The sequence below is a fragment of the Streptomyces sp. SID5910 genome (assembly GCF_009862125.1).
In the GTDB taxonomy this organism is placed as follows: domain Bacteria; phylum Actinomycetota; class Actinomycetes; order Streptomycetales; family Streptomycetaceae; genus Streptomyces.
This window is the reverse complement of record NZ_WWHX01000220.1, coordinates 1-18,153: the sequence shown is the minus strand read 5'-3', so window position 1 is coordinate 18,153 and position 18,153 is coordinate 1. Positions and strand designations below refer to the sequence as shown.

Here is an 18,153-nt window from a genome sequence, read left to right as displayed (position 1 = left end):
TATGGGCGCCACGACCTACCGGCTGATGTCCCGGTTCGCCGCCGAGATGCCCGACGATCCCGGCTTCGCCGGGCTGACCGCGATGCCGAAGGTGGTGTTCTCCCGGACTCTGGAGGCGCCGCTGTCGTGGGGCAGCACCGAGCTGGTCCGGGAGGACGCCGTAGCGGCCGTACGGGACATGAAGCAGCGCGACGCGGGCCCCCTGCGTACCCTCGGCAGCCTCAGCCTGTCCCGGTCGCTGCTCACCGCCGGTCTGGTCGACCGGTTCCGTGTGGTCGTCTTCCCGGTCATCACCGGCGCCACCGGCAAGGAGCGGATCTTCGACGCGTATCCCGACGTCGCTCTCGACCTGGTCGACAGCCGCACCTTCGACGGCCGGCTCCAGCTGCTGGAGTACGTCCCCACCGTCCTCGACGGGCCGCCGGGGGCCGGTGACTAGAGCCCGCGGACCGGGACCGGTCGGCTACCGCGCCGGCCGCGGCTTCTCGCCGAACACCCAGCGGTTGCCCGCCAGCGCGTCGTTCTCCTCGGGCAGGGGGCCGCGTCCGTGCCGGTCGGTGAACTCGAAGGGCGTGTGGACCGAGGTGGACCAGCCGCCGTCCGCCAGACGGGCCGCGGAGTCGGGCCGTTCCTCCAGGCTGAACAGGTCGAGCAGATCGATGCCGATCTGCTCACGCGTCGACGTGTAGAGGGGGCTGTCGCGGTACTCCAGCAGGTCCTTCTCCAGCTTCACCTCGTACGCCAGCGCGCTGCCCCCCGCGCTCAGCCGGTCCACCGTGTCGATCAGGCCGGTCTCGGCGGCGCTGGGCAGATAGAACAGCAGCCCCTCGGCCAGCCAGGCGGTGGGGACCGCCGGGTCGAAGCCGGCCGCCCGCAGCGCTCCGGCCCAGTCGGCGCGCAGGTCGGCCGCGACCGGTACGCGCGTCGCCGTCGGCTCGGCCGACAACGCGCCGAGCACCTCGTGCTTGAACGCGAGGACGCCGTCCCTGTCGATCTCGAAGACCACGCAGCCAGAGGGCCAGTCGAGCCGGAACGCCCGGGTGTCGAGCCCCGCGCCGAGCAGCACCACCTGGCGGGCGCCGCCGGTCCGGACCGACCGGAGCAGGAAGTCGTCGAGGACGCGGGTCCTGAGACCGAAGTAGCGGGCGAAGCGCCCCCACAGCGGGTCGGCGTCCCCGCCCGGGGCCTGGTCCGGGCGGACCGGCCAGCACGCGGACGCGGGGGCGGAGCGTACGAAGTGCTCCGCGTAGATGTCCTGGGCGAGGCTGTCGTGGCGGTAGGTCTCGATCGCCCGTGCCGCGGCGACCAGGAGGGCGGTCACGCCGACCCCTCCCTCCACGCCGGTGCCGCGCGGTGCCGTGTCGACCATGCGTTCTCCCTGGTTCGGATGGGGCCGGCGTCCCTGGGGACGGCGGCTCGCGTGGGTGCTGTCGCGGAACGTGTCGGTCACCGCTCCCGTCCGCCCGGGATCAGGACGGGCTTGACGACGCGACCCGTCTCGCAGTCGCGTTCGGCCTCGTTGATGCCGGCGAGCGGATAGGTGCGGATCAGCTGGTCGAAGGGGAACAGGCCGGCCTGCCAGAGCGCGGTCAGGCGCGGGATCAGCAGTGCGGGGACCGCGTCGCCCTCGCAGATGTGGGAGATCCGGCGTCCGCGGTCCAGCGTTCCCGGTTCGAGCGGCAGCGCGGTGTGCAGACGTGCCACGAGGCCGAGGTGCCCGGTCGGGTTCAGCGAGCGGAGAGCGTCGTTGATCAGTGCGGGTGATCCCGTGGTGTCCAGCGCGTACATCACTCCGCCGCCGGTCAGCCGCCGGATCCGGTCGGGCAGGCCGGCCGGTGCGGCGGGGAGCGGGAGGGCGTGGAGCCGCTCGGCGAGGGCGAGCCGCCCCGGGTGCCGGTCGACGGCCACGGTCACCGCTCCGGCGGCGTGCGCGGCCATCACCGCCGCCAGGCCCACCGCCCCGGCGCCGAAGACGGCGAGGGTGTCGCCGGGGCCGATGCGGAAGGAGTGGAAGACCGCACCGGCGCCGGTGAGGAAGCCGCAGCCGAGCGGTCCGAGCAGTTCCAGGGGCAGTGCGGGATCGACCCGGACGGCGTTGCGGGCGGGGACCATGGCGTACTCGGCGAACGAGGACTGGCCGAACCAGCGGGGCGCCAGCGCGGCGCCGGCCGTGTCGGTGAACCGTGCGGCGTTCCCGCCGCGCCCGCCGAAGAGGTTCAGCGAGGCGAAGGAGTCGCAGTAGGCGGGTGCCGCGCTCCGGCAACTGCGGCACTGTCCGCAGGAGTCGAAGCTGAGCACGACGTGGTCGCCGGGGGTGAAGCCGGTGCCCGGGCCCCCCGTCTCCGCGACGACGCCGGCTCCCTCGTGGCCGAGGACGGCCGGCAGGGGTGAGCGGCCCCCCGACCGCCGGACCGCGAGGTCGGTCCGGCACATGCCGCATCCCGCGATCCGGACCAGGATCTCGTCCTCGGCCGGCCCTTCGGCCAGCATCACCTCCTCGATCGTGAACGGGTCGCCGTGAGCACGCAGTACCGCCGCGCCGAACTTCACGTCACGCCTCCTCGGGCCGGTGCACGACGAAGGGTCTGAGGTTCCCGTAGAGCCCCCAGGGCCCGCCCGCGACGCCGACCCCGCTGTCCTTGCCGCCGGCGAAGGGCTGGGCGAGGGACAGTTCGGCGTGGTGGTTGATCCAGGCGGTGCCGCACTCCAGGCGGTCGGCCACGGCGGCGGCCAGGTCGACGTCGGTGCCCCAGACGGAGCCGCCGAGGCCGAAGCGGGTGCCGTTGGCCGCCGCAATGGCCTCGTCGAGGGTCCTGTACGGCAGCACGGGCAGGACGGGTCCGAACTGTTCCTCCGTCACCACGGGACTGTGGGGCGGTACGTCGGCCAGGACCGTCGGTGCGAAGAAGTAGCCGGGCCGGTCCAGGCGGCGCCCGCCGGCGGCGGCCCGGGCGCCGTCCGTGAGGGCCCGGGCCGTGTACTGCTCGACGCGGGCCAGTTGAGCGGCGTTGTTGACCGGTCCGAGCCTCGTGTCCGGGTCGAGTCCGGGCCCGACGACGGTCGTCCTCGCCCGGTCCGCGAGTGCCTCCACCACCCGTGCGTAGTGGCGTGCCGGGGCGTAGACGCGCTTGACCGCCATGCAGACCTGCCCGCAGTTGCGGAACGCCGCCCAGAACAACCGGTCCGCGATCTTCTCCACGTCCACGTCCTCCAGCAGGACGGCGGCGTCGTTGCCGCCCAGTTCGAGGGTGACCCGCGCGAGCGAGGCGGCCGCGCCGGCGGCGACGCGCCGTCCCGTGGCCGTCGAACCGGTGAAGGTGACGTGGCGGATTCCCGGATGCGAGGCGAGGCGTGCGCCGAGGGGCTCCCGTCCGGTGACGACCGTCAGTACGCCCTCGGGCAGGACCCGGGAGAGGACCGAGGCCAGCAGCCGGGTGGCGAGGGGCGTGCAGGGAGAGGGTTTGAGCACCATCGTGTTGCCCGCGGCGAGGGCCGGGGCGAACTTCGCCGACGCGAGTTGCAGCGGGAAGTTCCACGGGACGATCGCGGCGACGGGCCCCACCGGCCGCCAGCGCAGCTCGGTGTGGACGGGGCGTCCGTCCGTGATGGGCTCTGTCCCGGCGTCCAGCCCGGCGAAGTAGCGCAGCCGTGCCGCCGTACGGGCCACCTCCGCGTACGACTCGGTCAGCGGCTTGCCCTGTTCGCGGGTGAGCAGCGGGGCGAGATCCGCCGCTGCCGCCTCGACGGCATCCGCCGCGGCGAGCAGTGCGGTCCTGCGGGCGGCCGGGTCGGCCCGCCAGCCGTGCCAGGCCGCGTGGGCCCGGTCGACGGCCGCGTCCAGCTCGTCCGGCCGCTGGTCGGGGGCCTCGGCGAAGCCCTCGCCGGTCGCCGGATCGACGACGGTGAGGTGCGCGCCCCGGTGGACCGGGGCGTGGCGGTGATGTCCGGTCGGCACGGCCACGGTCAGCTCGCCGCGGTGGCGACCGTGTGCTCCCGGACGAGCCGGTCCATCTCCGCCCGGAAGGCGGCCACCAGGTGGGGGCGGATGCGGCCCGCGTTGCGGTTCCCTCCCTCGCAGACCGCGCCGCGCACGCCGACGATGTCCGTCTTGATGCGGGCCAGCTCGCCCAGGTCGCCGGCCTTCACGCTGCCCGCGAGTGCGGCGAGGAGCTCGGCCTCGTGGGCACGCCGCACGAACTCGGCGCAGACGTCCGGCGGGACGTGGTCGAACAGCCGGGTTCCGTCCTTGACCGCGGTGTCGAGCATGGCGGCGTCGGCGCCGGAGCGGGCGGCGATGTCGGGCAGTGCGAGCGGGTTGACGCAGCCGATGCGGTGGGCGTCGGCGTAGCCCGAGGCGACGACGAACGCGTCCGCCCGGTAGTCCTTGACGGCCCGCACGACCCCGCGCATGACCTCGATGGCCTGTTCGGGTGTCGTGCAGCCGTACAGGCCGACCTTGATGTAGGTGGCTCCGGACACGGCCGCGCCGAGCGCCGCCTGGGCCACCGTGCCGGGCTTGTAGGGGACGTCGCCGACGGTGGCGGAGACGGGCTTGTCCGCCGGGACCGCGTCGCGGATCTCCCTGATGACCCACGGATAGTTCGCGCCGAGCGAGCCCTCGTCGGGCTTCTTGACGTCGACGATGTCGAGGTGCTCGGCCGCCTTCGCGCAGTCGAGGGCTTCGTCGACGCCGTCCGGAGAGATGAGAAGCAACAAGGTGGAATCCTTTCCCCAGCAGGCCCGCCTGCCGACAGCAGACGCGTGGATCCGCCTGGTTCACGTGCGGTGTGCACATCATTTCCGCGGTCGTCCGGCGTCGGCAGGGCGCGCGGGGTGACATACGGGTCGTTGCCGCACGGTGCCCACGCCCCGCGCAGAGCGCCGTCTGCGCTGGCCCGGCCGCCCGCGCATGGACGACCCGTGAAGATTCAGGGGCCTCGCAGGTCCCGGAACGGGCGCGAGCGGAGCCGTTGCGCTGCGGTGATGCCGTTTCCGGGCGGGAGCGTGGGGCCGCACGGGGCGGGTTGCCATCGCGGCACCCGATGAGGGACGGTGGTCGGACAACAACCGCTCGCCCTTAAGGAAGATTGAGGGTTCTCTCCGGAGGTGTCCCTCATATGTCAGCGTTCCCGGAAAGTGCCCATACCGACGCCACCGGCGTGGTGAGCACTATTGCCGCCCCCTTCCCGGTGGTGGTCATGGACGCGGCGGGACGCGTGACGGAACTCCATGGCGCCGCGGACGCCCTTCTGCCCGGGGCCCGCGTCGGTGCGGCCCTGTCCTCGCCGGGCTGGCTCGCCGCCGCGCACCGCACCCCCGGCACCGGCCCGGTCAGCGGCGCGGTGGGAGAGGCGTACTTCTCCGCCCACCCCTGCGAACTCTCCGACGGCGGCACGGCGTGGTGGCTGGTGGAGGAGACCGCCCACCGGACGGCCGTGAGGGAGCTGGCGGCGGAGCGCGAACGCACCCGCTTCCTGTCCGAGGCCTCCAGCGCCCTGCTGGCGTCGCTGAACCTGGAGCGGTGCATGGAGGTCACCGCCCGGCTGGCCGCCGAGCATCTGGCCGACGCGGCACTGGTGATATCACCGACCTCCGCCAAGAAGCTGCCGATGGTCGTCTGCGACCAGCACGGACGCCTGGTCCACGGCACCGTCTCCGGCGCCGTGCAGGGCGTACCGGGCCTGCCGGAGGCGCTGCGGGGCTTCCCGCCGGTGCCCTCCCGGTGGATCGACCCTGCCACCGCTCCCGACTGGCTGGTCCCCGAAGGCTTCGGCGAGGTCGGCTCGCTGGCGATCACACCGCTGCCCGGCCACGGCGTGCCGGCCGGTGTCCTGATCCTGCTGCGCCGGGCGCCGCAGACCGCGTTCAGCAAGTCGGAGGAGGCGTTCGCCGGTCTGTTCGCCGCCCGGGCCGGCGCGGCGATGTCCGCGGCGCGGCTGTACGCCGAGCAGAACACGATCACCGACACCCTCATGCGCGATCTGCTGCCGCCGGCTCTGCGGCACGTCGAGGGAGTGGAGTTCGCCGGCGGCTACCGGGCCAGTGTCGACACCGACCGTGTCGGCGGTGACTTCTACGACGTCCATCCGGCGAGCGAGGACTGCCCGGACTCGCTGACCGTGCTGGGGGACGTGGCCGGCAAGGGCCTGGAGGCGGCGGTCCTCACGGGCAAGATCCGCAACACACTCCAGGCCCTGCTGCCCATGGCGGGCGACCACGGCCAGATGCTGCGGCTGCTCAACAACGCGCTGCGCAACGGCCACTCCACGCGTTTCGTGACCCTCGTCCTGGCGTCCGCCCGCCGCGAGGACCGCGACGTGGTGCTGCGCCTGACCGCCGCCGGTCATTCCCCGCCGCTGATCGTGCGTCAGGACGGCGCCGTGGAGGAGGCGGACACCGGCGGCACCCTGATCGGTGTGCTGCCCCGGATCACCACCCGCACCGCCGAGGTGCGCCTCGCCCCGGGCGAGACCTGCCTCCTCTACACCGACGGCGTCACGGAGGCCAGGGGCGGTCCCCTGGGCGACACCATGTTCGGGGAGGAGCGCCTGCGGCGCGCCCTGCTCGACTGCGCCGGGCTGCCCGCCCAGGCCGTGGTCGAGCGCGTGCAGATGCTCGTCGACGAGTGGATCGGGGACGGACGCCACGACGACATCGCCGTGCTGGCCATCACCGCTCCCCGGGGCGCGCATCTGAGTGCCGTGGACGGCACGACTGCGGGCAGGTACACGGCATGACGAACATCTCCGCCCCCGGCCTCGGCAGCGAGCCCGGCCGGCACCGTGTCGGCGCCCGCTTCACCTCCCCCCTCGGCGACGAGCGTGCCGGGGCGTGGGCGGACAAACTCTGGTCGGCCGCCCGGGCGGCGGACGAGTACGCGGCGCTCGACGTCGTCGCGGGCGCCCTGGACGCCGGGCTGGACGCGGAGACGGTGCTGCTGGAGGTGATCGGCGCCGTCCAGCACAAGGTGGGCATCGAGTGGGCCGCCAACCGCATGAGCGTCGCCGACGAGCACGCCGCCACCGCGATCAGCGACCGCGCCGTCGCCGCGCTGCCCGTCCAGCGCCCTCACGCCTTCGTCGGCAAGGTGACGGTCGCCTGTGTGGACAAGGAGTGGCACGCCCTGCCCGCGCGCCTGCTCGCCGAGACACTGCGGCTGAGAGGTTGGCGGGTCGGTTATCTCGGTGCCCAGGTCCCCACCGCGCATCTGATCAGCCAGGTCCACCGCACCGGCGCGGACGCCGTCTGCCTGTCCGCCGCGCTGTCCACCCGTCTTCCGGTGGCCCACGCCGCGATCACCGCCGTTCAGGCCGTCGGCACCCCGGTCATGGTGGGTGGCCTCGCCTTCGGTGCCGACGGGCGCTACGCCCGCCTGCTGGGCGCCGACGCCTGGGCGCCCGAGGCCCGCGCGGCCGCCGACCGGCTCTCCGCCGGCTCCCTGCCCCGCCCCAGGCCGCCGCACCAGGCACTCGACGACCTGCCGCACCTGGCCGACCAGGAGTACACGATGGTCAGCCAGTCGTCCCGCAGCCTGGTGCGCGAGACCTTCCGGCGCCTGGAGGAGCACCTCCCCGCGATGGCCGCCTACGACGACGACCAGCGCGAACGCACCGCCGAGGACATCGCCCACATCGTCGACTTCCTGGCCGCCGCGCTGTACGTGGACGACCCCGGCCTCTTCACCGACTTCCTCACCTGGACCGGTGACATCCTCACGGCCCGCGGTGTCCCGGCGCGGTCCCTGCTGCCGGGCCTGAACCTGCTGGAGGAGCAACTGCGCGACTTCCCCCGCACCCGGCGCCTCCTCGACGCCGGACGCACCGCGCTCGCCGCCCGCCCCTGACCCACCCCCGACCCTCGGACGCTGGAAGAAACATCGTGACCGCCTCTCCCGACACCCCCGTGGTGGTGCTGCCGACCACCCACCCGCACTGCGTGCGCCTCGCCCTGCTCGGCGACCTCGACTACGACACCGGTGACGCGGTGCTCGACACGGTTCAGCGGGCCCTGCGCGAGCACGAGGGCGTGCGGGAACTGCGGCTGGACTGCCGGGAACTGGGGGCGGTCGACTCGACGGGGCTGTCCGTCCTGCTCCAGCTGCATCGCCTGGCGTGCCGGGACCGGATCGGCTTCCGCCTGGAGGACATCGGTCCGGCGCTGAAGCGCCTGCTCGACGTCACCGGGACGTACGAGCACCTGACGACTCCGGACCCGGACGTCGCGGCCGCGGAGTCCTCCGCGGAGGCGACGTCCGAGTCGTAGCGGTCACACCTCAACCGGCAGCCGTGCTGCCGCGAGCGCGTGCTGGTCAGGACGCGGGGACCGGGCCGCCTGGCCGGAACCGCTCCACGCCGACGATGTGCCGGACCTTGACCGGGCGCACGATCACCGCGACGCGCTCCTCCCCCGGCATGATCCATTCGAAGCGCTCGCTGCCCAGGTACTTCCGGGCCAGCCGGTCCATCCGCTCGTGCGCCTCCTCGCCCTCGACGAAGCGGGAGACCACGCCGCTGATCTGCACCCGGTCGAAGGGGTCGGCGGCGTCGGCGTGGGACAGGTAGACGCGGGGGTCGCGGCGCAGGTTCTCCTCCTTCACCCGGCCCACCGACGTGTTGAACGTCAGTTCTCCCTCTCCCTCCAGGTCCACCCACATCGGGCTGACTTGGGGTGCTCCGTCGGCGAACACGGTACCGACGTACCAGATGTTGGGGGCTTGCAGGCGGGCGCGGACGGCTTCGTCGAATGTGGGGGTCATCCCGCGAGGCTACCAACCATGATCGTCGGGACCGGGGGCGGCCTCACCGCCTCGGTCGTCGGCCGGGGACGACCGCCGGGAGTCGCCGCCGCGCACGTGTGCGCGCACTCCTTGCAGGCCGAACAGGACGAGGAGCTCGACCGCTCCGCCGTCGGCGCTGCCCAGCCAGTGCGGCAGGGACGTGTCGAACTCGGCCGCCTCGCCGGGCGGCAGCGTCAGGTCGCGCTCGCCGAGGACGAGCCGCAGACGCCCGCCGAGCACGTAGAGCCATTCGTAGCCCTCGTGGGTCTGCGGAGTCGGTTCGCGCGGCCGCGGCTCGGCAGGGATGATCATCTTGAACGCGTGCACCCCGCCCGGCCGCCGGGACAGGGGTACGAAGGTCATCCCGAACCGGCTGACCGGCTTGAGGTGGATCCGCGGATCGCCGGTGCGCGGCGCGCCGACCAGGTCGTCCAGCGGGACGCCGTACATCCGGGCCAGGGGCAGCAGCAGTTCCAGGGTAGGCCGGCGCTGTCCGCTCTCCAGCCGGGACAGGGTGCTCTGCGACACGCCGGTGGTCCCGGCCACGTCGGCGAGGGTGATGCCGCGGACACGACGCAGCGCACGGAGCCGCGGACCCACCGCGTCGAGGACTTCGTCGTCCGTTGGGCGATCCATCGGGCCATCTTGCCGTAACCGCAAGATTCCGTGCCACGTCGTGGGGTGCCCGGCGAGGGTGGACGCACACCGACCCAGGGAGTCCTGATGAGCGCCACCCGTGCGGTCCGCCGCCGCGACACCCCTCCGCCCCGGACCGGGAACAGCGAAGCCGAGGTCCTGCGGGGCTTTCTCGACCACCTGCGGACCTCGATCGCCGCGAAGGTCGACGGTGCGCCCGAACCGCGGGTGCGCACGGCCGCCGTGCCGTCGGGCACGAACCTGCTCGGTCTGCTCAACCACCTGACGTACGTCGAGCGCTCGATGTTCCTCGGGGAGGCCGTCACCGACTGGAAGGCAACGTTCCGTGCCGCACCGGGGGACAGTGTGGCCGATGTCGTCGCCCGCTACCGGGACGTGGTCGGGCGCGCGAACACAGTGCTCGACGGGTGCGCCGACCTGGCCGCACCGGTCCCCCGGCGGCGGCCGGGGCGCCCCGCTCCGAGCCTGCGGTGGGCGCTCACCCACATGATCGAGGAGACGGGCCGCCACGCGGGCCACGCGGACATCCTCCGCGAGCTCATCGACGGCACGACCGGCCGCTGATCCCGCCGGAGCCGCCCGCGGTCCCGGCGGTCGCTCACTCCTCGGCGAGCAGGTCCAGGGATTGTGTGAGCGACTGTTCGGTCCAGATGACCTTGCCGTGTCTCGTGTAGCGCACGCCCCACCGGTCGGAGAGCTGCGCGACGAGGAACAGGCCGCGGCCGCCCTCGTCGAAGTCGGCGGCCTGGACCACGCGCGGCGCGGTGCTGCTCGCGTCGCACACCTCGCAGATCAGCACGCGGTGCCGCAGGAGCCGGACGGTGACGGGCGGTGCGCCGTACCGGACGGCGTTCGTGATCAGTTCGCTGAGGACGAGTTCGGTGGTGAAACCCGTCTCGTCGAGCCCCCAGCTCTCCAGTTGCCGCATGCACTGGGCGCGCACGTCACCGACGGCCGCGAAGTCGGAGGGGACGTCCCACTGGGCCATGTTCTCGGCCGGGAACCGGCGCGTGGCCGCCACGAGGAGGGCGGCGTCGTCGCGCGACCCGTCCGGCACCATGGCGTCGATGACGGTGTCGCACGTGCTGTCGCAGCTCGGCCCCGTGCGGGCGAGGACCGACCGCAGCAGCTCCAGGCCGGTGTCGATGGTTCTGCTGCGGCCCTCCACGAGCCCGTCGGTGTAGAGGACCAGGCGGCTGCCTTCCGGGATGTCGAGTTCGACGGTCTGGAACGGGACGGTTCCCAGGCCGAGCGGCAGATTGGGCGGTACGTCGACGAACTCGACCGAGCCGTCGGGCCGGACGAGGGCGGGCGGTGGGTGTCCGGCGCTGGCGAGGGCACACCGGCCGTTGGTGGGGTCGTAGACCGCGTACACCAGGGTCGCGCCGGTGACGGCGTGCTCCTCGCCGCCCGCCTGGTCCGCGGCGTCCAGGCGTGTGACGAGCTGGTCGAGATGGAAGAGCAGGTCCTCCGGGGGCAGGTCGAGGGCCGAGAAGTTGAGGACCGCGGTGCGCAGTCTGCCCATGGTGGCGGCGGCCTGCAAACCGTGTCCGACCACGTCCCCGACGACCAGGGCGACCCGGGCCCCGGACAGGGGGATGGCGTCGAACCAGTCGCCGCCGACCCCCGACCGGGCCGGCACATAGTGGTGGGCCACGTCCACGGCGTCCTGTTCGGGCAGGTCGCGCGGCAGCAGGCTGCGCTGGAGCGACACCGCGGTGGCGTGCTCGCGTGTGTAGCGGCGTGCGTTGTCGATGCACACCGCCGCGCGGGCCGTCAGTTCCTCCGCGGGCGACACGTCGTCCGGCTGGAACGGAGGCAGTCGGCCGCGCCAGAACATGACGAAGCCCAGCACCACCCCACGGGCCCGCAGCGGCACCGTGATGAGCGAGTGGAAGCCCAGTTCGACGACCCGCTGCGCGCCCTCCGGATCCGGTACCCGCCAGCCCTGCGACCGCTCCAGGTCGGTCACCAGGAGCGCGCCGTCACCCTCGACCGCCTGGCGCTGCTGGGCCAGCGGCCCGTACTCCAGGCTGCTGCCCGCCTCGTGCCAGGGCCAGGCCTCGACCGCGCCGCGCACCGCCGCGCGCCGCACCGACGACGCGACACCCGGCACGGGTTCGTCCCCGCGCAGCACCGGATCGAAGAGGTCGACGGTGACGACGTCCGCGAACTGCGGGACGACGAGTTCCGCGAGCTCTTCGGCGGTGCGCACCACGTCAAGAGTGCTGCCGATCTCCGCGCTCGCCCGGTACAGCAGTTCCAGGCGCTCGCGCGCGACGTCGACCCGGCCGGCGAGGGCGCGGAGTTCCGTGGTGTCCCGCAGCGTGGCGACGCCGCCGGCCGGGCCGCCCCCGTCGCGGCTGGTCCGTCGCACGTTGACCGCGAGCAGGCGGCCCCCCACCAGCTGGACGGCGTCGTCGACACTCTCCTCGGACGCCAGGAGCCGCGCCATCGAGTCGGGCAGGCCGAGGTCCCGCAGCGGCCGGTGCTCGGCATCCGCGGGGAGCCGCAACAGCCGGCGTGCCTCGTCGTTGACGAGCAGCAGCCGGCCGTCCTCGCCGATCACCAGGACTCCTTCGCGCGCCGCGTGGAGCACCGCGTCATGGTGCTCGTACATGCGCGTCACCTCGGTCGGCCCGAGACCGTGGGTCTGCCGGCGCAGCCGCCGGCTCACCAGCCACGCCGCGCCGGTGGCCAGCGCCAGTGATCCGGCGGCGCCGGCCGCCAGCAGGGGGAGCTGCCGGTAGAAGGTGCTGCTCACCGTGCTGATCTCCAGGCCGGCCGTGACGATGCCCACGACCTTCTGGTCGGCGTCGGTGACCGGCACGGCCGCGCGGACGGCGTCCGTCGGCGCTCCCATGAACAGTTCGGTGTAGGACTCGCCGGCGAGTGCCCGGCTGAAGTCGCCGCTCGCCCGCTTGCCGATCAGTTCGGGCCGGGCGTCGGTGTAGCGGACGCCGTCCCGGTTCAGTACGGCGACGAAGTCCACGTCCGCGGTCCGGCGCGCCTTCTCGGCCATCGGTTGCAGCGCGGCCGTGGGGTCCGGTCCCTTCAGAGCCTCCGCGACACCGGGGGAACTGGCGAAGCCCGCGGCCACGGCGAGCACTTCGTTGCGCGCCCCGCGCACCGCCTGGCTCCGTGTCTCGTAGACCAGGCTGGTGTCGCTCAGCGCGGCCAGCAGCAGCACGACCAGCAACTGGAGCACGAACACCTGGGCCGCGACGCTGTGCAGCCCCAGTCTCCGTGCTTTCGGTGCTGCGCCGCTCGTCCCCTCACGCATTCACCAGTTTTAGCACCTCTTGGTACGGTATCGCCCTCATGAGGGGGCGCGGCATCCCGTCAGTGGGCGATCGCCTTGACTGCGGTCAGGTCCTCGCCGGTCAGTTCCGCGATGCGGTGCGCGGGCACCCCGGCCGCCAGTGCGCGGGCGAGCAGTGTTTCGCGGCCGTCCGCGCAGGAACGGTAGGCCAGCAGTTCCTCCTCCAGCCGTGCGACGTTCTCCGGTGCGGCACGGTGGCGCAGACGGCTCAGCTCCTCCTCGCCGAGGGGGACGGGCAGCCGCTCGGCGCCCTCGGGAATGGCCTGCGTCTCCTCCGGCGGCAGCAGGCGCAGCGCCGGGGACGACGCGGTGACTCCCTGCGCGTCGAGCCAGGCGCGTACGGCGGGGGTCTGCATGCAGGCCAGCTCCCCGAGCGCCGCCGGGGGCGTTCCGAGCGCCAGGTCGGGGCCGTTCAGCAGGACGAGGTAGGCGTCGTCGGTCATCTTCGGTTCCTCACACGGTCAGACGGATCGTCTTCGCAGGCCTTCCCTGTACCCGCCGGGGGCGGCCTCATCGGGGTGAGATCACCGAGCCGGCGGGCCGCACAGTGAGGACGGCGTGAAGGAGACGGTTGTGAAGGGCGGTCGCCTCCGCGGCGGAAGGCACTGCGGGGCTTCAGCCGAACGATCGTCCCCGCAGGCATGAAATGAGGCCCGGGGTCACAGTCCCCTTCACAACCACACCCCTCACAACGCTCACGGCCGGGCCGGCATTCCCGCAGCGCGTCAGCCGACGTTCCAGGTGAAGCTGCCGCCGTTGTTGGCCGCGACGGCGAACATGACGATCATGAGGAGGATGTCGACCACGCCGAGGCCGATGTCCCACTTGGCCATCGTGGAGCCGGTCTGATGCAGCGCCACGGCACCGAAGATGATCGCCAGGGGGCCGAGGACGATCGGCAGGACGAACAGGCCGACGATGCCGCAGACGAGTCCCGCGATCGCCAGTCCGCTCGTCCGGCTCGTCTTGTGCGCGCTCGATCCACTGTAGGACGACATCGTTTTCTCCCAAACTGTCGTAGTTGGCTTCTTTTACTCCTTCGGTTCCTTTCTGATTGCCCGTCCCGGCCGGGTCATGCCTGTGCCGGGGCAGGTCAAGTCCTGGCGTCCGCTGGTGACTTGCAGGGCGGCCCGGTCAGCCGGAAGGCTCCGGGCGTGCGGGTGGCCCTTCCTCGGCGAAGGTGACGACGGCCGCCAGATCGGTGCCGGCCCGGAGCAGCGCCACGGTCCTCTCGGCGATCCGGTCGAGCCGTTGCCGCAGGATGCGCTCGGCTTCGCCCGGGCCGTCGAGCCGGTGCAGGGAGCCCATGATGTCGCGCACCGCGGGGATGCCGTAGCCGCTGCCGCGCAGGGCCGCGACGATGCGGGCGGCTCTGATCGCCGGGAGGCCGTAGCGGCGTGCTCGCAGCGAGGTCACCCGCTCGGGGACGACCAGTCCTTCGTCCCCCCAGAACCGCAGGGCCGAGGGACGTACGCCGAGTGCGCCGGCGAGCTCGGTGATCGTCATGGCGTCACCCTCGTGCCCGGACTCGCCGTCGCCCGCCTCGCTTCGGATCGCGCGCAGCGCTTCCTGGGCGCGCAGGGCCTCGTCCCGTTCCCGGGCGAGGCGCACATGCACCTCGTTGATCGCCGAGGCCGCCGTCACGATCGGTTCCGTCCGCAGCTCCGCGAGCATCCGCCGGGCCGCGACGGGTCCGACGGCGCAGGCGAGTCCCCGGTAGGCGCGAAGGGCCCGCACGTGGACGGACGTATAGGAACGGTAGCCGTTGCCCGACCGGGCGGCCGGGGGAATGACGCCCAGCCGCTCCAGGTCGCGGACCTGCTGCACCGAGTATCCCGACTCCCTGGCGACATCGACCGTCCGCAGCGGTGCTCGTCGCGTACTCCCCGCGGTCTCGCGCACCGGTCAACCCCACATAAGCACTTGAAGGTGATGCTTGAACCATGAGTATGGAACAGATCATCGCGACCGTGCGATCCTTCGACGGCTCACTCGTGCTCGCTCCGGAACGGGGAGGCGACTTCCCCGAGATCACGTGGGGAGACACGTTCTTCTACTACTCCCCCGACGGCCAGGTGCCGCGGAACGTCCAGCCGTACGCGACGATCATCACCAAGGACTACCCGGACGACGCCGCTTGCGACCTGGACCCTCCGGGGCGCTGGCGCGTGAACATCCACGTCGACCGGGCGACGTTCCAGGAGCTCACCGGCGAGACGCCCCGCGGTCCCGGCCGCCCCCGCGACTTCGCGGCGGCCGACACGGTGCTGCCGCACCCGGTGTACGGCGGGCTCGGCTGGGTCTGTGTCGTCACACCCGGCGAGCGGACGACGGACACCGTTCTGCGGCTGCTGCGCGGCGCGCACGACGCCGCCCGGGCCCGATTCGCGCGGCGGCACGAACCGGGAGCCACTGGAGACTGAGCGGGCGCTACTGCTTCTACTGGCTCTGCTTGATCGCGGAGATGTCCAGCTCCAGGACGATCTTGTCCCCGACCAGTACGCCGCCGCCCTCCAGGGGCGCGTTCCAGGTCACGCCGAAGTCCTTGCGGGAGATGGTCACCAAGCCCTCCAGGCCGACCCGCTGGTTGCCGAAGGGGTCGACGGCACTGCCCGTGTACTCGACGTCGATGGTGACCGGACGGGTGACGTCCTTGATGGTGAGGTCGCCGGTGACGCGGTACTCGTTGTCGGAGTCCCGCTCGACGGAGGTGGTCCGGAAGGTGATGTCGGGGTGGGTGGGGGCGTCGAGGAAGTCGTTGGTCCGCAGGTGCTGGTCGCGCTGTTCGACGCCGGTGTCGATGCTCTCGGTCTTGATGACGATCTGGGCCGTGGAGCGGGCCGGCTCGGCACCGTCCAGGTGGGCGGTGCCCTCGAACTGGTGGAACGCGCCCCGGACCTTGGTCACCATGGCGTGGCGGGCCACGAAGCCGATCCGGCTGTGGGCGGGGTCGATGACGTAGTCACCGGTGAGGTCGGCGAGGTTCGTGGTCGTCAAGGCTCCTCCATGAGGTCGGGTTCCCGGCGGTCGGTCTCCGGATCCGTGCCGCTCCACGCTAGAGCGTGGCCGCGACAGGGCTGACCGGACACGCGGGAATCGAGCGGAGCGCACGGCGTCGCGGTACCGGCCTTGACCTCAAGTCGGCTTGAGGTCACAGACTTCCCCGCATGACCAACGGAACCGCAGGCATGACCATCGAGACCGCAGTCATCAGCACCGAGACCGCCGACGTCAGGGCCCTGGAGCAGGTCGTGGCCACCGTCGAGCGCACGCAGCGCGCCAAGGACGCGGAGGGGTTCCTCGCGCTGTTCCATCCCGACGCCGTGTGGACGACCGCCCACGGCAAGGTGCTCATCGGCTTCGACGCCATCGCCGAGTTCACCCGTGCCGTACTGCCCGCCGCGAGCTGGGACGGCGAGGTCACCTACGAGGCGGCGCACATCCAGTTCCTGCGGCCCGACGTGGCGGCCGTGAAGGTCCGTCAGGTCTACCACGCGGCGCAGGGCGACACCGAGGGCGCTCCGCTCTACATCATGACCAGGCAGGACGACGGGAGGTGGCTGCTGCACGCGGGCCAGAACACCGAGGTGCGGGGCGGATAGCGCGTGCGCGGGCGGTCAGGACGGTGCCGGGGCGCTCCCACCGGATGACACGAACTCGTCCAACCGCCTTTGGGTCTCGCGGAGTTCGGCCTGCTGGGCGGCGAGGCGGCCGGCCAGGGAGTCCAGCTCGGCCCGCAGGTCCGGGCACATCTCCACCGAGATGCCGTGCGCGCCGGTGCGCACGCAGTCCAGGTACTTTTGGATGACCGACGTTCCCAGCCCGGCGGAGATCATGGCCCTGATCTGCGCCACACGGACGACATCGGACGCGGAGTAGTCCCGGTACCCGCTGCTGTTGCGGGCCGGGACCAGCAGTCCGCGGTCCTCGTAGTGACGCAGCGCTCGCGCGCTCACCCCGGTCCGCTCGGCGAGTTCGCTGATCAGCACCGTCGTTTCCTCCCCATCGGCTTGACCTTCACGCTGGCGTGAAGCCGTACCGTCCTGCGACATGACATCTGTAGCAACCCGCCGGCGTGCCTCGATCATCCACGGCTACGGCGCGACCCCCGACGACCACTGGTTCGGCTGGCTGGCCGAGCGGCTCCGGGCGGACGGCATCCCGACCACGGTCCCGGCCCTGCCGGACCCGCAGGACCCGGACCCCGTGCGGTGGGCGGACGCCGTACGCGGGGAACTGGGAACGCCCGACGAGCACACGGTCGTCGTCGCCCACAGCCTGGGCTCCCTGGCCGTGCTGCGCCATCTGCGCTCCCTGCCGGGCACCTGGCGCCTCGGCACGCTCGTGCTGGTCTCCGGCTTCGTCGACCGGCTGCCCGCGCTGCCTGAGCTGGACGCCTACATCGGACAGGGCTGCGACGTGACAGGGCTCCGCGACCGCGTCGACCGGCTCACGGTCATCCGGTCGGACGCGGACCCGCTGGTGCCGACCGGCCACACCGACCGGCTCGCGGGCATGCTCGGAGTCTCCGCGCACATAGTCCCCGGAGCGGGTCACTTCCTCGCCTCCGACGGTGTCACCTCGCTGCCCGAAGCCCGGGAGGCCATCCCCCGGTGACGGCTCGCCGCCGGGGCTCCCGGGCTGCGGGTACGGCGTCACCGGCGCACCCTGGAAAGGGTGAGGTGATCGGCCATGAGCTCAGAAGAAGCGCGCGAGCGGCTGCGGCAGATGCGGGAGAAGGCCAAGGACCTGGCCGACGCGGCGGAGCGGTCCAGCGATCCGCAGCAGCGTGACCGCCTCCAGAAGGAGTCGCGCTCGCTGGAGTCCCGGTGCGAGCAGGAGAGCGGCATGCGCAGTGGGGACATCTATCCCTGGGAGTAGACGGAAGCCGGGCCACGCCCCGGTCCTCGCCGCTCAGCGGCGCCAGGTGTCGGTGGACGGCGCCGGTCACCCCGCGTCCGTGCTGGGTGGCGACGCCTAGCGCACCACGCGATGGCGGAGGTAGACGACGCCCGAGCCGAAGGTGCGGGTCTCCAGCAGTTCGAGATCCACCCGGCGCTCGTGCCGGGGGAAGAACGGGATGCCGCCGCCGAGCAGCACCGGGAAGACCCTGGCCCGGTACTCGTCGATCAGGCCCAGCGCGGCCGCCTCGGCGGCGAGCGTCGCGCCGCCGACCGCGATGTGGCCCTCCCCCGACTCGGCCCGCAGCCGCTCGATCTCCTCCGCGAGGCCGCCGGTGGCCTGCCGGGCCTGACCCCGCACGGTGGACAACGTCGTGGAGAACACCACCTTGGGGAGCGGATTCCACACCGCGGCCCACGCGCGCCCCAGGTCGTCCAGTGAAGGATCCTGGCCGGCGGTCTCCCAGTACAGCATCGTCTCGTACAGCCGCCGTCCA

At 72.6% G+C, this 18,153-nt stretch carries 22 protein-coding genes; 9 read left to right on the top strand and 13 right to left on the bottom strand.

What is annotated here, in order from left to right:
- A partial coding sequence (locus tag GTW67_RS07885; RefSeq protein ID WP_161164086.1) for a dihydrofolate reductase family protein occupies positions 1–439 on the top strand: 439 nt, incomplete at its 5' end.
- Between the two features lie 24 nt (positions 440–463).
- Here the strand turns inward: GTW67_RS07885 and GTW67_RS07880 are convergent.
- From GTW67_RS07880 to GTW67_RS07865, 4 genes are all read right to left on the bottom strand, one after another.
- Positions 464–1,369, bottom strand: a complete 906-nt coding sequence (locus GTW67_RS07880) for a class I SAM-dependent methyltransferase (protein ID WP_161164066.1) — start codon at positions 1,367–1,369, stop codon at positions 464–466.
- Positions 1,370–1,446: 77 nt separating this feature from the next.
- Entirely contained in the window at positions 1,447–2,550 is a 1,104-nt protein-coding gene (locus GTW67_RS07875; protein WP_161164085.1) for an alcohol dehydrogenase catalytic domain-containing protein, read from the bottom strand.
- 1 nt (position 2,551) lies between these two features.
- A complete protein-coding gene (locus GTW67_RS07870; protein ID WP_346010594.1) occupies positions 2,552–3,961 on the bottom strand; it encodes an aldehyde dehydrogenase family protein in 1,410 nt (469 codons plus the stop codon).
- A 2-nt stretch (positions 3,962–3,963) separates the two neighbouring features.
- On the bottom strand, positions 3,964–4,716 hold the full coding sequence (locus GTW67_RS07865) for a (5-formylfuran-3-yl)methyl phosphate synthase (protein WP_161164084.1): 753 nt from the start codon (positions 4,714–4,716) through the stop codon (positions 3,964–3,966).
- A gap of 401 nt (positions 4,717–5,117) precedes the next feature.
- On the opposite strand from GTW67_RS07865, the gene GTW67_RS07860 reads away from it, so the two are divergent.
- The 3 genes from GTW67_RS07860 to GTW67_RS07850 are packed head-to-tail and all read left to right on the top strand — an operon-like array spanning position 5,118 to position 8,262.
- Positions 5,118–6,737, top strand: coding sequence for a PP2C family protein-serine/threonine phosphatase (locus GTW67_RS07860; RefSeq protein ID WP_161164083.1), 1,620 nt, complete (start codon positions 5,118–5,120; stop codon positions 6,735–6,737).
- Positions 6,734–7,843 (top strand): cobalamin B12-binding domain-containing protein, encoded by a 1,110-nt coding sequence (locus GTW67_RS07855; protein WP_161164082.1) that lies wholly within the window; start codon positions 6,734–6,736, stop codon positions 7,841–7,843. The genes GTW67_RS07860 and GTW67_RS07855 overlap by 4 nt, the downstream gene beginning before the upstream one ends.
- A gap of 35 nt (positions 7,844–7,878) precedes the next feature.
- The gene (locus GTW67_RS07850; protein ID WP_161164081.1) at positions 7,879–8,262 is read left to right on the top strand and encodes an STAS domain-containing protein; all 384 of its coding nucleotides are present in this window, start codon (positions 7,879–7,881) and stop codon (positions 8,260–8,262) included.
- A gap of 46 nt (positions 8,263–8,308) precedes the next feature.
- On the opposite strand, the gene GTW67_RS07845 is transcribed toward GTW67_RS07850, so the two are convergent.
- The gene (locus GTW67_RS07845) at positions 8,309–8,755 is read right to left on the bottom strand and encodes a TIGR03618 family F420-dependent PPOX class oxidoreductase (RefSeq protein ID WP_161164080.1); all 447 of its coding nucleotides are present in this window, start codon (positions 8,753–8,755) and stop codon (positions 8,309–8,311) included.
- 9 nt (positions 8,756–8,764) lie between these two features.
- Entirely contained in the window at positions 8,765–9,412 is a 648-nt protein-coding gene (locus GTW67_RS07840) for a helix-turn-helix domain-containing protein (RefSeq protein WP_161164079.1), read from the bottom strand.
- Between the two features lie 87 nt (positions 9,413–9,499).
- Here GTW67_RS07840 and GTW67_RS07835 point away from each other — a divergent pair, with 87 nt between their 5' ends.
- Positions 9,500–9,997: a DinB family protein gene (locus GTW67_RS07835; protein ID WP_161164078.1), complete on the top strand. Its 498-nt coding sequence runs from the start codon at positions 9,500–9,502 to the stop codon at positions 9,995–9,997.
- A gap of 34 nt (positions 9,998–10,031) precedes the next feature.
- On the opposite strand, the gene GTW67_RS07830 is transcribed toward GTW67_RS07835, so the two are convergent.
- The 4 genes from GTW67_RS07830 to GTW67_RS07815 all read right to left on the bottom strand — a co-directional run bounded on the left by GTW67_RS07830 (position 10,032) and on the right by GTW67_RS07815 (position 14,621).
- On the bottom strand, positions 10,032–12,716 hold the full coding sequence (locus GTW67_RS07830; protein ID WP_161164077.1) for a SpoIIE family protein phosphatase: 2,685 nt from the start codon (positions 12,714–12,716) through the stop codon (positions 10,032–10,034).
- A gap of 59 nt (positions 12,717–12,775) precedes the next feature.
- On the bottom strand, positions 12,776–13,198 hold the full coding sequence (locus GTW67_RS07825; RefSeq protein WP_161164076.1) for a DUF6003 family protein: 423 nt from the start codon (positions 13,196–13,198) through the stop codon (positions 12,776–12,778).
- 282 nt (positions 13,199–13,480) lie between these two features.
- Positions 13,481–13,753, bottom strand: coding sequence for a DUF4190 domain-containing protein (locus tag GTW67_RS07820; RefSeq protein WP_161164075.1), 273 nt, complete (start codon positions 13,751–13,753; stop codon positions 13,481–13,483).
- 136 nt (positions 13,754–13,889) lie between these two features.
- Positions 13,890–14,621, bottom strand: a complete 732-nt coding sequence (locus tag GTW67_RS07815) for a MerR family transcriptional regulator (RefSeq protein WP_161164089.1) — start codon at positions 14,619–14,621, stop codon at positions 13,890–13,892.
- Between the two features lie 83 nt (positions 14,622–14,704).
- Here GTW67_RS07815 and GTW67_RS07810 point away from each other — a divergent pair, with 83 nt between their 5' ends.
- Entirely contained in the window at positions 14,705–15,178 is a 474-nt protein-coding gene (locus GTW67_RS07810; protein WP_161164088.1) for a DUF6194 family protein, read from the top strand.
- 16 nt (positions 15,179–15,194) lie between these two features.
- On the opposite strand, the gene GTW67_RS07805 is transcribed toward GTW67_RS07810, so the two are convergent.
- On the bottom strand, positions 15,195–15,752 hold the full coding sequence (locus GTW67_RS07805) for a YceI family protein (protein WP_161164074.1): 558 nt from the start codon (positions 15,750–15,752) through the stop codon (positions 15,195–15,197).
- 170 nt (positions 15,753–15,922) lie between these two features.
- On the opposite strand from GTW67_RS07805, the gene GTW67_RS07800 reads away from it, so the two are divergent.
- Entirely contained in the window at positions 15,923–16,357 is a 435-nt protein-coding gene (locus GTW67_RS07800; RefSeq protein ID WP_524539758.1) for an SgcJ/EcaC family oxidoreductase, read from the top strand.
- A 15-nt stretch (positions 16,358–16,372) separates the two neighbouring features.
- Here GTW67_RS07800 and GTW67_RS07795 read toward each other — a convergent pair whose 3' ends face one another.
- A complete protein-coding gene (locus GTW67_RS07795; protein WP_161164073.1) occupies positions 16,373–16,744 on the bottom strand; it encodes a MerR family transcriptional regulator in 372 nt (123 codons plus the stop codon).
- A gap of 61 nt (positions 16,745–16,805) precedes the next feature.
- Here GTW67_RS07795 and GTW67_RS07790 point away from each other — a divergent pair, with 61 nt between their 5' ends.
- Together GTW67_RS07790 and GTW67_RS07785 are read left to right on the top strand one after the other, a co-directional pair.
- Complete coding sequence (locus GTW67_RS07790; protein ID WP_161164072.1) at positions 16,806–17,372, top strand: RBBP9/YdeN family alpha/beta hydrolase; 567 nt, start codon at positions 16,806–16,808, stop codon at positions 17,370–17,372.
- A 75-nt stretch (positions 17,373–17,447) separates the two neighbouring features.
- Positions 17,448–17,636 (top strand): DUF6381 family protein, encoded by a 189-nt coding sequence (locus GTW67_RS07785; protein ID WP_161164071.1) that lies wholly within the window; start codon positions 17,448–17,450, stop codon positions 17,634–17,636.
- 96 nt (positions 17,637–17,732) lie between these two features.
- On the opposite strand, the gene GTW67_RS07780 is transcribed toward GTW67_RS07785, so the two are convergent.
- Positions 17,733–18,153: dihydrofolate reductase family protein (locus tag GTW67_RS07780; RefSeq protein WP_161164070.1), on the bottom strand; the 421-nt coding region annotated here is incomplete at its 5' end.

Coding starts and splice junctions, on each gene's coding strand:
- GTW67_RS07880 (WP_161164066.1), bottom strand. CDS start 1,369: ATGGTCGACACGGCACCGCGCGGCACCGGCGTGGAGGGAGGGGTCGGC.
- GTW67_RS07855 (WP_161164082.1), top strand. CDS start 6,734: ATGACGAACATCTCCGCCCCCGGCCTCGGCAGCGAGCCCGGCCGGCAC.
- GTW67_RS07785 (WP_161164071.1), top strand. CDS start 17,448: ATGAGCTCAGAAGAAGCGCGCGAGCGGCTGCGGCAGATGCGGGAGAAG.
- GTW67_RS07810 (WP_161164088.1), top strand. CDS start 14,705: ATGGAACAGATCATCGCGACCGTGCGATCCTTCGACGGCTCACTCGTG.
- GTW67_RS07820 (WP_161164075.1), bottom strand. CDS start 13,753: ATGTCGTCCTACAGTGGATCGAGCGCGCACAAGACGAGCCGGACGAGC.
- GTW67_RS07835 (WP_161164078.1), top strand. CDS start 9,500: ATGAGCGCCACCCGTGCGGTCCGCCGCCGCGACACCCCTCCGCCCCGG.
- GTW67_RS07860 (WP_161164083.1), top strand. CDS start 5,118: ATGTCAGCGTTCCCGGAAAGTGCCCATACCGACGCCACCGGCGTGGTG.
- GTW67_RS07800 (WP_524539758.1), top strand. CDS start 15,923: ATGACCAACGGAACCGCAGGCATGACCATCGAGACCGCAGTCATCAGC.
- GTW67_RS07790 (WP_161164072.1), top strand. CDS start 16,806: ATGACATCTGTAGCAACCCGCCGGCGTGCCTCGATCATCCACGGCTAC.
- GTW67_RS07830 (WP_161164077.1), bottom strand. CDS start 12,716: ATGCGTGAGGGGACGAGCGGCGCAGCACCGAAAGCACGGAGACTGGGG.
- GTW67_RS07825 (WP_161164076.1), bottom strand. CDS start 13,198: ATGACCGACGACGCCTACCTCGTCCTGCTGAACGGCCCCGACCTGGCG.
- GTW67_RS07845 (WP_161164080.1), bottom strand. CDS start 8,755: ATGACCCCCACATTCGACGAAGCCGTCCGCGCCCGCCTGCAAGCCCCC.
- GTW67_RS07840 (WP_161164079.1), bottom strand. CDS start 9,412: ATGGATCGCCCAACGGACGACGAAGTCCTCGACGCGGTGGGTCCGCGG.